The organism is Paramagnetospirillum magneticum AMB-1, assembly GCF_000009985.1.
GTDB classification, from domain to species: domain Bacteria; phylum Pseudomonadota; class Alphaproteobacteria; order Rhodospirillales; family Magnetospirillaceae; genus Phaeospirillum; species Phaeospirillum magneticum.
Genome location: NC_007626.1, coordinates 3,357,022 through 3,369,162, shown reverse-complemented (window position 1 = coordinate 3,369,162; position 12,141 = coordinate 3,357,022). Strand labels below are relative to the sequence as shown.

Below are 12,141 nucleotides of genomic sequence, written 5' to 3'. Positions count from 1 at the left end.
GATGAGCAATGGCACGTACTCCCTCTTCTGATCGTCCCGAGCGCGGCCGCGGCGGTGAACGCGGCGATCGGCCCAATCGCGGTCGCGGCGGCGCCGAGCAGACCCCGCGTGAGCGCGAGGAATCTGAATTCGTCGACAAGCTGGTTCATATCAACCGCGTTGCCAAGGTGGTGAAGGGTGGCCGTCGCTTCGCCTTCGCCGCCCTGGTCGTGGTGGGCGATGCCAAGGGCCGCGTTGGTTGCGGTTCGGGCAAGGCCCGTGAAGTTCCGGAAGCCATCCGCAAGGCCACCGAGCAGGCCAAGCGCAACATGATCAAGATCGCTCTGCGCGAGGGTCGTACCCTGCATCATGACGCCTACGGCCACTTCGGTGCCGGCCGCGTCATCCTGCGGGCCGCCCCGGCCGGTACCGGCATCATCGCCGGCGGCCCGATGCGCGCCGTGTTCGAGACCATGGGTGTCCAGGACGTCGTGGCCAAGTGCCTCGGCACCTCCAACCCGCACAACATGATCAAGGCGACCTTCGATGCCCTGATCAACCTGGCTTCTCCCCGCCATGTTGCCGCCAAGCGCGGCAAGAAGGTGGGCGAGATCATCGGTCGTCGCGACGGTGCCGCCGCCGCGGCTGCCGCCGGCGTTTGATTGGGAGGACATTGAATATGGCCGCCAAGCAGAAGACCGCCGCCAAGTCGACCGTCAAGGTCACCCAGATTGGTAGCCCCATCGGCCGTCCGGCCGACCAGGGCGCCACTCTGATCGGCCTGGGCCTGGGCAAGATGCACCGCACCCGCGAGCTGGAGGATACTCCGGCGGTGCGCGGCATGATCACCAAGGTCCGCCACCTGGTGCGCGTGGAAGACTAGAACATCCGGGGGCCGGAGCTTTCGAGCTCCGGCCGACCGTGACGAGGACGAAAAGAAATGAAGCTCAACGAACTTCGCGACAACGAGGGCGCGCGCTACCAGTCGAAGCGCCTCGGCCGTGGCATCGGCTCCGGCAAGGGCAAGACTTCGGGCAAGGGCGTGAAGGGTCAGACCTCGCGCACCGGCGTGGCGATCAACGGCTTCGAAGGCGGTCAGATGCCCATCTACCGTCGTCTGCCCAAGCGCGGGTTTCACAACCCGAACGCCAAGCACTTCGCCGTGATCAATCTCGGTCGCCTGCAGAAGGCCATCGACGAGAAGCGCATCGACGCCAAGGCGACCATCACCGCCGAGATCCTGTCGGCGGCCGGTCTCATCGGCAAGGTCCTGGACGGTGTCCGCCTGCTGGGCCATGGCGAGATCAAGGCCAAGGTTTCTATCGAGGTGACGGGTGCCTCGGCCGCGGCGATCGCCGCTGTCGAGAAGGCCGGCGGCTCGGTGACCGTGGCCGCGCCCAAGGCCGTTGCCGAGGGCTGAAGCGGTTGAGGGGCCGCAAGGCCCCTCTTTCCCTTCATGCGTCGAATCCCCGGTCCGGGTCGATTGACCCGGGTCAAGGGCTGTATCAAGGATTTGTGGTGCGGTGCCAGCCTCGCGAAGGGGTAAGCCCGCCCCGCGCCACCGAACCCCGGAGTAAGGCATGGCCTCCGCTGCCGAGCAGCTCGCCTCGAATCTGAACTTTGGCGTTCTCGCCAAGGCCACCGAGCTCAAGAAGCGAATCTGGTTCACCCTGTTGGCGCTGGTCGTCTATCGCCTGGGCACCTGGATCCCCATGCCCGGCGTCGACCCGCATGTGCTGGGCGACCTGTTCAAGCAGTCGGGCGGCGGCATGCTCGGCATGTTCGACATGCTGGCCGGCGGTGCGCTGCACCGTATGACCATCTTCGCGCTGAACATCATGCCGTACATCTCGGCCTCCATCATCCTCCAGCTGATGACCACGGTCATCCCGTCGCTGGAAGCGGTGAAGAAAGAGGGCGAGTCCGGCCGCAAGAAGATCAACCAGTACACCCGCTATCTCACCGTGGTCATCGCGGTGATGCAGGCCTATGGCATCGCCGTCGGTCTCGAGGGCATGACCAGCTCGCGTGGCAGCGCGGTGATGATGGATAGCCATCTGCTGTTCCGCTTCTCGACCGTGGTGACCCTGACCGGCGGTACCCTCTTCCTGATGTGGCTGGGTGAGCAGATCACCGCGCGCGGCATCGGCCAGGGCACCTCGCTGATCATCATGGCCGGCATCGTGGCCGAACTGCCCGCCGCCATCAGCAACACCCTGGAATTGGGCCGTACTGGCGCCCTGCCGGTGCTGGTGATCATCGGCATCCTGGTGATGAGCGTGGCGGTTGTCGCCTTCATCGTCTTTATGGAGCGCGCTCAGCGCCGGATCATCGTTCAGTATCCGAAGCGCCAGGTGGGCAACAAGATGTTCGGCGGCGAATCGTCGCATCTGCCTCTGAAGGTCAACACCTCCGGCGTGATTCCGCCGATTTTCGCCAGCTCGATCCTGCTGATGCCGGTGACCATCGCCCAGTTCACCGCCTCGGGCGGGCCGGAGTGGCTGACCACTTTCACCGCCCTGATGGGCCGGGGCCAGCCGCTGTATCTGGCGCTGTACCTCAGCCTGATCGTGTTCTTTTCGTTCTTCTATACCGCCGTGGTGTTCAATCCGGTGGATACGGCCGAGAATCTGAAGAAGTACGGCGGCTTCATTCCGGGTATCCGTCCGGGCAAGAATACCTCCGATTATCTCGACTACGTCCTGACCCGTCTGACCGTGGTGGGCGCCGCCTATCTGTCGGTGCTGTCCATCCTGCCGGAGCTGCTGATCAGCAAGTTTTCGGTGCCGTTCTACTTCGGCGGCACCTCGCTGCTGATCGTGGTGTCGGTGACCATGGACACGGTGGCTCAGGTTCAGTCGCATCTGCTTGCGCACCAGTACGAGGGGCTCATCAAGAAGTCCCGGCTGCGCGGGCGGCGTTAACTGCCAAGAAAAAGGGGACATCCGATGAATCTCGTTCTGTTGGGTCCGCCCGGTGGCGGCAAGGGAACCCAGGCCAAGCGTCTTCAGGACAAGTACGGTCTGGTGCAACTGTCGACCGGCGACATGCTGCGCGCCGCCGTGGCGTCCGGCTCCGAAGTGGGCAAGAAGGCCAAGGCCGTGATGGATGCCGGCCAGCTGGTGTCCGACGAGATCGTCATCGCCATCATCGATGAGCGCCTGGACCAGGCCGACGTGGCCAAGGGCGCCATCTTCGACGGCTTCCCGCGCACTGTGGCCCAGGCCGAAGCCCTCGACGCCATGATGGCCAAGAAGGGCAAGAAGCTGGACTTCGCCATCGAGATCCGCGTCCCCGACGCCTATATCGTCGAGCGCATCACCGGGCGCTATACCTGCGCTAAATGCGGCGCCGGCTACCACGACAAGTTTCAGCTGCCCCAGGTCGCCGGCAAGTGCGATTCCTGCGGCGGCACCGAGTTCGCTCGCCGTCCGGACGACAATGTCGACACCGTGACCAAGCGTCTCGACGCGTATCATGCCCAGACCGCTCCGCTGCTGCCCTATTACGACAAGAAGGGCTCCTTGAAGCTGGTTGACGGCACCATGGACATTGCCGACGTGACCAAGGCCCTGGAAGGGATTCTGGACGCGTCGAAGTAATGTGATTCGGTAGGGCGAGACGGTTGACTCTTGATCGAATCGCCCTATAATCCCGCACCTTCGGTTTCCCCCGTCATGGGCGAGGCCAGGGGCGCGTTTTTGGTTAACGGCTCCGGGTCCAATCGTGGCGCGGTCTTTTTTCTGGTGAAGGAGTAACCAGCTTTGGCTCGTATCGCTGGCGTCAATATTCCGACGAATAAGCGCGTTCTGATCGCGCTGACCTACATTCATGGCATCGGTCGCGCCAAGGCGACGGAGATCACCACTTCGCTGGGGATTCCCGTCGACCGTCGCGTCAATCAGCTGACTGACGACGAAGTGCTCAAGATTCGCGAGCTCATCGATCGCGACTTCCAGGTCGAAGGTGACCTGCGTCGTTCGGTGGCCATGAACATCAAGCGTCTGATGGATTTGGGCTGCTATCGCGGCCTGCGCCATCGCCGTGGCCTGCCGGTCCACGGTCAGCGCACCCACACGAATGCCCGTACCCGCAAGGGTCCGGCCAAGCCGATTGCCGGCAAGAAGAAAGTTACCAAGTAAGGAACACCTCCGATGGCTAAGCCCGCTGCTGCCGCGCGTCCCCGTCGCCGCGAGCGCAAGAACATCACCTCGGGCGTGGCGCATGTGAATGCCACGTTCAACAACACCATGATCACCATCACCGATGCCCAGGGTAATACCATTTCCTGGTCGTCGGCCGGCATGCAGGGCTTCAAGGGCTCGCGCAAGTCGACCCCGTACGCTGCCCAGGTGGCTGCCGAAGACGCGGGCCGCAAGGCGTCCGAGCACGGCATGCGCACCTTGGAGGTCGAGGTGAAGGGTCCGGGCGCTGGCCGTGAATCGGCTCTGCGCGCTTTGCAGGCCGTGGGCTTCCAGATCACTTCGATCCGTGACGTTACGCCGATCCCGCACAACGGGTGCCGGCCGCGCAAGCGTCGTCGCGTCTGATCGGGTTTCATTGGGATAGGGCTGCCGCCGCCTTCCTTGCGAAAGGGAAGACCGGCGGCACGCCCGTTCCCGTTTTCTTTTGTTCCTAGCATGAGGTCACGCACGTGATTCAGAAGAATTGGCAGGAACTGATTAAGCCCAACAAGCTCCATGTGGAGCCCGGGGCCGATCCGCAGCGTACCGCCATCGTGGTCGCCGAACCGCTTGAGCGCGGCTTTGGTATGACGCTTGGCAATTCCTTGCGCCGCGTGCTGCTGTCGTCGCTGCAGGGTGCCGCCGTCACCGCCATCCAGATCGACGGCGTTCTGCACGAATTCTCGTCGATCCCCGGCGTGCGTGAGGACGTCACCGACATCATCCTCAACATCAAGACCCTGGGCCTGCGCATGCATGGCGAGGGGCCGAAGCGGATGCATCTCCGGGCCGTCGGCCCCGGCGAGGTCACCGCCGGCTTGATCGAGGTTGGTCACGACATCGAGATCATGGACCCCGAACTGGTGCTGTGCACCCTGGACGAGGGCGCCAAGCTGAACATCGAGTTCACGGTCGAGACCGGCAAGGGCTATGTCCCCGCCTCGCAGAACCGTCCCGAGGATTCGCCGATCGGTCTGATCCCGATCGACGCCATTTTCTCGCCGGTGCGCAAGGTGGCCTACAAGGTGGAAAACACCCGCGTGGGCCAAGTCACCGATTATGACAAGCTGTCCATGACCGTCGAGACCAACGGCGCGGTCACGCCGGATGATGCGGTGGCCCTGGCCGCCCGCATCCTGCAGGACCAGCTGCAGCTGTTCATCAACTTCGAGGAGCCCACCGCGGTCGTCGAGGAAGAGAAGAAGGACGAACTGCCCTTCAACAAGAACCTGCTGCGCAAGGTGGACGAGCTGGAGCTTTCGGTCCGTTCGGCCAACTGCCTGAAGAACGACAACATCATCTATATCGGCGACCTGGTCCAGAAGACCGAAGCCGAGATGCTGCGCACTCCCAATTTCGGTCGCAAGTCGCTGAACGAGATCAAGGAAGTGCTGGCGCAGATGGGTCTGCACCTGGGCATGGAAATCGCCAATTGGCCGCCGGAGAACATCGAAGAGCTGGCCAAGAAGCTGGAAGAGCCCTACTGATCTGTTTGCGGCGCGACATTGGCCGCCTGATCGGCCCCAATGTCGCGCCGTAGGCTTTTTTAAGGACCGTTCCGGTCCGCCCGCGCCGTTCTCTCCCTAGGGGTGGCGATGCGGTACGACAATCGGTCTCGCCCGACGAGGCCAAGCGACGAGGAGAGTTGTTATGCGTCATGGTATGTCCGGCCGTAAACTGAACCGCGACAAGTCGGCCCGTAAGGCCCTGTTCGTCAGCTTGGCGAACGCCCTGCTGAAGCACGAGCAGATCAAGACCACCCTGCCCAAGGCCAAGGACGCTCGTCCCATCGTCGAGAAGCTGATCACGCTGGGCAAGCGCGGCGACCTGCACGCCCGTCGCCAGGCCTATGCCTTCCTGCGCGACGACAAGGTGGTCGCCAAGTTGTTCGCAGTGATCGGTCCCCGCTACAAGGAGCGCCAGGGCGGCTATTGCCGCGTGCTGAAGGCCGGCTTCCGCTACGGCGATTGCGCCCCCATGGCCATCATCGAGCTGGTCGATCGCGATCTGGCCGCCAAGGGCACCGATTCCGGCCCCACCGCCGACAAGAAGGCGGATGCTGACGAGGAGTAAATCTCCGCTTCGGTTGCATAGACTTTAGGAAGGGGCCGTCCCGCGAGGGGCGGCCCCTTTCGCTTGGGGTGGCTTCTTTTCGATGACAGGAGGAATTTGCCGGTTTACATTTGGTTCACAATGGCGGCGATGGGTGGCCTGATGACGTTAACGGAAGCCATACAGTCCGCTCTGGAGCTTGTCGCGCAGGACGATATCGATGGGGCTCTGAGGGCCTTCGACCGGATCGAAGCGTCTGTCCCCGGCGACGCCACAGTCTTGCGTCTGAGGGCGCAAACCTATCTGAAGGTCGGCCAGTACGCCGAAGCCGCCCGCATTCTATTTGGGCTGGTCCGGGCCGATCCCAAGGTCGACCCGATCTTTGATCTTGTTTGGGCTTTGGTCCATGCGCGCGCCTATGTGGACATCGTCGGGGTTTGCGCCGAGTACAAGCATGTCATCGCCGGAGACAAACGCTTTCTGGCGGCTTTGGGGATGGCTCAGACGGCGCTTGGGCGCTATCAGGACGCGTTGGCGACCCTGAGCCAGGCCCGCGAGGTGCTCCCCCGCGATTTCTATGTTCGTCACAATCTCTCGATCGCCTTGCTCCATCTGGGGCGCCATGAAGAGGCGGTGGAGGTTTTCTCGGAACTGCTGCCCGATTGGGATGGTAGCGCCCCCGACGGCGTGACACTGGAGCGGCTGGATGCCATTTCGGTGGGATATGACGATAATGAGCTGCACAACTACTTCAGCGATCGTCTTCTCAGGCTGTACCAGGGGCACTTTCCCGCCCGGCGGATGAGGCGGGTGCTGGAAATGGGCACGGGAACCGGATTGCTGGCTTCCAAGCTGCCGGCCTCTACCACTTCGGTGACCGGGATCGAGCGCTCGCCGGGCATGCTGGCGCAGGCGCGGGCCCGCAAGGTCTATGATACCTTGATCGAGGGCGAGATGCCGGGGGGGCTGGCAAGCATCGAAGGTCCGTTCGAGACCATTCTGTCGTCTTGCGTGCTGTACTACTTCGCCGATCTTGAGCCGTTCTTCCGCGAAGCGTCACGCCTGACGGAGCCGGGCGGAGTCTTTGTGTTTTCCGTGGACCCCCTATGCGACCCGCGAGAGGTGGCGGCGACCGTGCCGGGCGAGTATGCCCATAGCCGGTCCTATCTTCGCCGACTGGCGACCGAGGCGGGGTTTCGGGAGGTGGCCATGGAGATCGATCGTCATCGTGGCCCTCCTGGCTTCTGGTGCGCCTTCAAGAGGGGGTGATCAGATCCCGGAAGCGGGCGGCGGCGTCGATGTCGCCCCGAAGCTCGGCGCGGCGGTCGGCGGCTTCCCAGTCCTCGCCCCACAATTCGATCTGGTACGTCTCATCCAATTGCGAGGCCTGGAAGGCGGCTTCGGGATCGAGTCGGCCTTCCATCAGCGCCAGTCCGAGGATCAGCGAACCCATGGCCGCGGTTGATGACTGCAGGGCGGTGAGCCGCCAGTCGTCATAGGCGTCCACATGGCGTCGCAGGGCGGCCAGGGAGGCGTCGGGCTGGGCGATGGCCGCCAGGGCGGTGGTGACCAGCAGGGGGGCGTCCAGGGCCTGGGCGGCCCAATCGAGCAGCGGCTGCCAGGCGGCGGTCTGGCGGGCCACAAGGTCGCCAGGGGTCTCGGCGCGATAGCACAGCAGGTCCGTGCCCGCATAGTTCATGAGCTGGCCGGTGATGTGGGGACGCTCGGGGCCGACCCGGTCGATGGCGGTGCTGGCCAGTTGCGTCATGGGCATGGAGGAGGGAAGAACCTGCTCTCCCTGGCTCCGCCATTCCCCAGCGATGGCCTCGGCCAGCGGCTTGGCCGGGACGGAGAGCGGACGCCCCCCCGGTGTCTTGATAGGCTTGCCGTCCAGCAGAATGGCGAAGCCGCCGTCACGAAGCTCGGCGGCGGATTCCTTGTAAAAGCGCTTGATGGACTTGGACGACACGGAACGGTCCTTCGTGGATGGGGCGTGGCTTAACGGGGCAGGCGGCGGGCCTGGGCGGTGCGGCAGGGGTTGGCATCGGCCAGCGGCTTGCCCCCGCTTTCGCTGGAGACCACCGGGGCTCCCAGCACGCCCCTGACACGGAGGAGCGGGGCAGTGCGGCTGGCCACAGCGATGTCCAGGGACTCGGTTCTGAGATCGATGGAGCCGGAGGCCAGGGCGGCGGATGACGGCGTTTCGGCACCCAATCCCTTATCGAAGCTGATCAGGCCGGCCTTGACCGGCAGCCGAGCCACCAGACAGCGTAAGTGAAGCTCCCCGGAGCGTTGGGACGCGGGATCTAGATCTCGGGCCAGCCGCGCGGAAAGTTCGCCCCCCTTGCCTTTGTCCAGCACCGATTCCCCCAGGGTCAAGACAAGGCTGCCTTCGGCGCTGCCGGCCAGCAGCCGCATATTGGTGCCCTGGGCCTTGAGATCGAAGGCGAAATCCGCCTTGGTCCCCTTGAGCGCACCGCCGGTCAGCATGCCCGGATCGACGCTCCCACCCGCCAGGCGAAGCGCCAGGGCTGGAGTCTTGGCGGCGGCATCCAGGCGGATCTCTCCATTCAGACGTCCGTCGCCCGAACGGGCGGCGAAGTTCTCGAGACCGAGCCGGCCGGCGGCGAGACGAAGCTCGGCGGTGGCATCGGTCACGGTGGTCGAACCCCAATGGAGGCGGCCGACGGCGATGGATAAGGCGGCGTCAAGATCCTTGATCAGGTCCAGGGCCAGGGCGTCGACTCCAAGGATGCGTCCGTCGTCAATGGGAATGGCCGGACGTTGGGGCTGGGAGGGCTGGGCCTGACCACCGCTTCGGGGGGGCGGCAGCGAGAAGTCGCCGAGGAAAAGCTGAGAGGCGGACAGACGGCCGTACAGGCGGGGGCGGGGGGTCTGGACCAGGGACAATTCACCAGCCAGATCGCTTTTGCCCAGATTGCTTTTCAGGCCGGTGAGGCGCCAGCCGTTTTCGATGTCGCTCAGATGAGCGGACAGCTTTACCGGTCCGGCATTGGGCAGGTCTTGGCTGAGCATCCGCATGAGGAGGCTCAGTGACTCGGATTCCAGGGTCACCAGCATGTCCATACCACGGCGCCTGAGCACGTCGCCCACCTGACCCTTGAGAGTGATCAGTTGCGCGTCCCGGCGGCCGATGACGGCATCCAGGTCCGACAACGCCACCGACCCGGCGGCATCGGTCACCCGGGTTGCCAGCTTGAACGGCCCCAAGGCCTGGGGAGTGGCCGTGGTGGGTCCCAGCCGCAACAAATCGGACATTTCCTCGCCCTGGGCACGAAGCTCCAGATCCAGGCCCTTGCCGGCCAGCGGTGCCGCCAGGGAGCCGCGCAGGGTCAGATTGGCGCCCCCCACGCTTCCCTTGAACTGCACGGGATATGGCTTGCCCCCTGCCAGGCTGGACAATGGGCCGATGACGCCTGACAGGCTGACGGGTGTATTCTGCCAGATGCCGTCCAACTGAAGGGATAATGGCCCCCCAGCCTCGGTTTCCGGATGGAATGACGCCTTGGCGACCTGCAGGTGGCCATCCGTCCAGCGGACAGAAGCATCTTCGATTCGCAGTTCGGACAGGGCTGGGCGGGTGATCGGCGCGCCCGCCGGTGCCTCGGTCAGATCAAGGGGGCGAGTGGGGCCAAGCGCTCCCAGTTGCCGGAGGTCGAGCACCGGGCGGATCAGGGTGATACTGTCCAGCCGCAACTGGCGCAGCGCCAGCGGCACCAGGGCGACGCGGGCTTCGATGCGGTCGATATAGAGGAGGGGGCCGCCCTTGCCGCCCGCCGCCGACAGGGTCACGCCGGTGAAGCTGAGCACCGGCGACGGTCCCAGCTTGAGCTTGGTGACGCCGGCGAAGGAGAGGTCCAATCCGGTGGCGGCCTTGACCCGTTCGGCCAGGAAGCGGTTATAGGCCTCGGACTTCAGGGACTTTCCCGCCCCGACCACCGCAACCACCAGAACCACGAGAAGGGCGGCAACGATCTTGGCAATCGTGCTGGCCCTCATTCCCCATCTCCGGCCTGGTGGTGGGCCATGTCCCCGGTGACCTTGTCCAGGACCTCGGTCAGATTTTCGAAGGTGTCGAGAACCACCTGGGCTCCGGCGCGGCGCAGCTCGTCCAGCGAATGATAGCCCCACGACACGCCGACCGCTGCGCTGCGGGCGGCCGCCGCCATGGCCATATCGTAGGCGGTGTCACCGATCATGACGATCTCGTGCAGGTCCAGGCCGCAATCGGCGGCGGCGCGGCGCAGCATGGCGGGATTGGGCTTGCTGGGATTGTCGTCAGCGGTCTGGATAGTGACGAAGCGCCCTTCCAGGTCATGGGCCTCCAGCATGGAATCCACCCCTCGGCGCGATTTGCCGGTGGCCAGCCCCAAAAGCCAGCCCTGGCTTTCCAGTCTGTCCAGGGCCTCCTTCACGCCGGGAAACAGCGGCTCCATGGTGTCTGGCAGCAGGCGCATGGCGCGGAAGGCTTCCTTGTAGGAATCGGCCACGGCGCGGTGGACGGCGGGCGTTGCCCAGGGCAGCAGCACGGCGCAGGCATCCACCAGGGACAGGCCGATGATGCGGCGGACCTGCTCCGGCCGGGGGATGCCCAGATTCAAGTTGCTCCACGCCTCGGTCATGGCCGAAACGATATTGTGCTGGCTGTCCACCAGGGTGCCATCCACATCGAAGACGGCAAGGCGCAGATGGGACATCGGGCTCCGGGGCGCTGATCTTAAATTGCGTGGGGTTATTCTACCCCATCGGGAGCCCACAACCAACCGCCGGAATGCGGCGGAATGATGACGGAGCTTAATCGTCTTCGAAGGAGACGAATGGCGGGCCGGAGCGGCTTTCGGTAAAGCCGAAGAAGTCGAAGCTGGCCTTGATGTGGGGCGGCAGGGGAGCCACCACCTCCAGCACCTTGCCGGTGCGGGGATGGGGCAGGCGCACGGCGCGGGCATGCAGGTGCAGCTTGCGCGAGACGCCGGTGCCTTCGACCAGGGCATCCTGGCCGCCATATTTGCCGTCGCCCATGATGGGAGTGCCCAGCAGCAGGCAGTGGGCGCGCAACTGGTGGGTCCGGCCGGTGCGCGGCTCCAGTTCCAGCCAGGCGGCGCGCTTGAGGGTGGCATCCACCACGCGGTAATAGGTGACGGCGTGCTTGCCGTCCTCCTTGTCCACCGCGACCTTCTCGCCGGCCTTGCCGGGCAGCTTGGCCAGGGGCGCGTCGATGCGGCCCTGGGGGTAGCGCGGCACGCCGGCCACCAGCGCCCAGTAGCACTTGCGGGCCGAACGGCTTTTGAAGGCGGCGGCCAGCTTGGCGGTGGCGTTGGCGGTGCGCCCCAGCAACAGCACCCCCGAGGTGTCCTTGTCCAGGCGATGGACCAGCTTGGGCCGCCCGCCGTCAAAGCACAGCGCATCCAGCCAGGCGTCCAGATGCTTGTCGGCCATGCCGGTGCCGCCCTGAACCGCCAGCCCGGGCGGCTTGTTCAGCGCGATGACCTCGTCGTCCATGTACAGAACCGCGTCCTGGAGCATGCGGGCGATCTTCTCGTCCACCGGGGCGGGCCGAACCTCGCGCGGAGGGGCCTCGGCCGTGGGCAGCGGGGGCACGCGGATGATCTGGCCGGCGTCGAGACGCTGGTTGGATTTGGCGCGCTTGCCGTCGACCCGGACATTGCCGGCGCGCAGCCACTTTTCCAGCAGCCCATGGCCGACGGAGGGGAAATGGCGCTTGAACCAGCGGTCGAGGCGAATTTCGGCCTCTTCCTCGGCGACGGTCAGGGTCTGCACTTCACTCATGGGCCGGACCCTACCGGCGGGATGGGGGAGGGCACAACAGAAACTTTTCCGAGATATCTGAGTTTCCGAGTGGGATATTTTGACGGGCCGGCTTGAATATGTAAGTATGCGTACCATT

The 12,141-nt window shown here is 64.8% G+C and carries 14 protein-coding genes; 10 read left to right on the top strand and 4 right to left on the bottom strand.

Features of this window, described 5'->3' with window-relative positions:
* Positions 1-8: 8 nt before the first annotated feature.
* The 10 genes from rpsE to AMB_RS15640 all read left to right on the top strand — a co-directional run bounded on the left by rpsE (position 9) and on the right by AMB_RS15640 (position 7,484).
* Positions 9-641: a 30S ribosomal protein S5 gene (gene rpsE / locus AMB_RS15685; protein WP_009868550.1), complete on the top strand. Its 633-nt coding sequence runs from the start codon at positions 9-11 to the stop codon at positions 639-641.
* Positions 642-658: 17 nt separating this feature from the next.
* Positions 659-862, top strand: a complete 204-nt coding sequence (gene rpmD / locus AMB_RS15680) for a 50S ribosomal protein L30 (protein WP_043744772.1) — start codon at positions 659-661, stop codon at positions 860-862.
* A 57-nt stretch (positions 863-919) separates the two neighbouring features.
* Positions 920-1,399 (top strand): 50S ribosomal protein L15, encoded by a 480-nt coding sequence (rplO, locus tag AMB_RS15675; RefSeq protein WP_011385487.1) that lies wholly within the window; start codon positions 920-922, stop codon positions 1,397-1,399.
* A 160-nt stretch (positions 1,400-1,559) separates the two neighbouring features.
* Complete coding sequence (gene secY, locus AMB_RS15670) at positions 1,560-2,903, top strand: preprotein translocase subunit SecY (RefSeq protein WP_011385486.1); 1,344 nt, start codon at positions 1,560-1,562, stop codon at positions 2,901-2,903.
* Positions 2,904-2,927: 24 nt separating this feature from the next.
* Complete coding sequence (locus tag AMB_RS15665; protein ID WP_011385485.1) at positions 2,928-3,581, top strand: adenylate kinase; 654 nt, start codon at positions 2,928-2,930, stop codon at positions 3,579-3,581.
* Positions 3,582-3,743: 162 nt separating this feature from the next.
* A complete protein-coding gene (gene rpsM, locus AMB_RS15660) occupies positions 3,744-4,121 on the top strand; it encodes a 30S ribosomal protein S13 (protein ID WP_011386905.1) in 378 nt (125 codons plus the stop codon).
* Positions 4,122-4,133: 12 nt separating this feature from the next.
* On the top strand, positions 4,134-4,529 hold the full coding sequence (gene rpsK / locus AMB_RS15655; protein ID WP_002725469.1) for a 30S ribosomal protein S11: 396 nt from the start codon (positions 4,134-4,136) through the stop codon (positions 4,527-4,529).
* A 104-nt stretch (positions 4,530-4,633) separates the two neighbouring features.
* Positions 4,634-5,650: a DNA-directed RNA polymerase subunit alpha gene (locus AMB_RS15650; protein WP_011385484.1), complete on the top strand. Its 1,017-nt coding sequence runs from the start codon at positions 4,634-4,636 to the stop codon at positions 5,648-5,650.
* 163 nt (positions 5,651-5,813) lie between these two features.
* Complete coding sequence (gene rplQ, locus AMB_RS15645) at positions 5,814-6,236, top strand: 50S ribosomal protein L17 (RefSeq protein ID WP_011385483.1); 423 nt, start codon at positions 5,814-5,816, stop codon at positions 6,234-6,236.
* Positions 6,237-6,332: 96 nt separating this feature from the next.
* Positions 6,333-7,484, top strand: coding sequence for a tetratricopeptide repeat protein (locus AMB_RS15640; protein WP_148207432.1), 1,152 nt, complete (start codon positions 6,333-6,335; stop codon positions 7,482-7,484).
* Here the strand turns inward: AMB_RS15640 and AMB_RS15635 are convergent.
* From AMB_RS15635 to AMB_RS15620, 4 genes are all read right to left on the bottom strand, one after another.
* The gene (locus AMB_RS15635) at positions 7,471-8,184 is read right to left on the bottom strand and encodes an ATP12 family chaperone protein (RefSeq protein WP_011385481.1); all 714 of its coding nucleotides are present in this window, start codon (positions 8,182-8,184) and stop codon (positions 7,471-7,473) included. The genes AMB_RS15640 and AMB_RS15635 overlap by 14 nt on opposite strands.
* Before the next feature lie 29 nt (positions 8,185-8,213).
* Positions 8,214-10,235, bottom strand: coding sequence for an AsmA family protein (locus AMB_RS15630; RefSeq protein WP_011385480.1), 2,022 nt, complete (start codon positions 10,233-10,235; stop codon positions 8,214-8,216).
* Entirely contained in the window at positions 10,232-10,933 is a 702-nt protein-coding gene (locus tag AMB_RS15625) for an HAD family hydrolase (protein WP_043744766.1), read from the bottom strand. Before AMB_RS15625 ends, AMB_RS15630 begins: the two co-directional genes overlap by 4 nt.
* Positions 10,934-11,030: 97 nt before the next feature.
* On the bottom strand, positions 11,031-12,023 hold the full coding sequence (locus AMB_RS15620) for an RluA family pseudouridine synthase (protein ID WP_043744764.1): 993 nt from the start codon (positions 12,021-12,023) through the stop codon (positions 11,031-11,033).
* Positions 12,024-12,141 lie beyond the last annotated feature (118 nt).

Excerpts from the sequence above, each read along its gene's own strand:
- AMB_RS15620 (WP_043744764.1), bottom strand. The coding sequence starts at position 12,023 with ATGAGTGAAGTGCAGACCCTGACCGTCGCCGAGGAAGAGGCCGAAATT.
- AMB_RS15630 (WP_011385480.1), bottom strand. The coding sequence starts at position 10,235 with ATGAGGGCCAGCACGATTGCCAAGATCGTTGCCGCCCTTCTCGTGGTT.
- AMB_RS15625 (WP_043744766.1), bottom strand. The coding sequence starts at position 10,933 with ATGTCCCATCTGCGCCTTGCCGTCTTCGATGTGGATGGCACCCTGGTG.
- secY (WP_011385486.1), top strand. The coding sequence starts at position 1,560 with ATGGCCTCCGCTGCCGAGCAGCTCGCCTCGAATCTGAACTTTGGCGTT.
- rplO (WP_011385487.1), top strand. The coding sequence starts at position 920 with ATGAAGCTCAACGAACTTCGCGACAACGAGGGCGCGCGCTACCAGTCG.
- rpsK (WP_002725469.1), top strand. The coding sequence starts at position 4,134 with ATGGCTAAGCCCGCTGCTGCCGCGCGTCCCCGTCGCCGCGAGCGCAAG.
- rpsE (WP_009868550.1), top strand. The coding sequence starts at position 9 with ATGGCACGTACTCCCTCTTCTGATCGTCCCGAGCGCGGCCGCGGCGGT.
- rplQ (WP_011385483.1), top strand. The coding sequence starts at position 5,814 with ATGCGTCATGGTATGTCCGGCCGTAAACTGAACCGCGACAAGTCGGCC.
- rpmD (WP_043744772.1), top strand. The coding sequence starts at position 659 with ATGGCCGCCAAGCAGAAGACCGCCGCCAAGTCGACCGTCAAGGTCACC.
- AMB_RS15665 (WP_011385485.1), top strand. The coding sequence starts at position 2,928 with ATGAATCTCGTTCTGTTGGGTCCGCCCGGTGGCGGCAAGGGAACCCAG.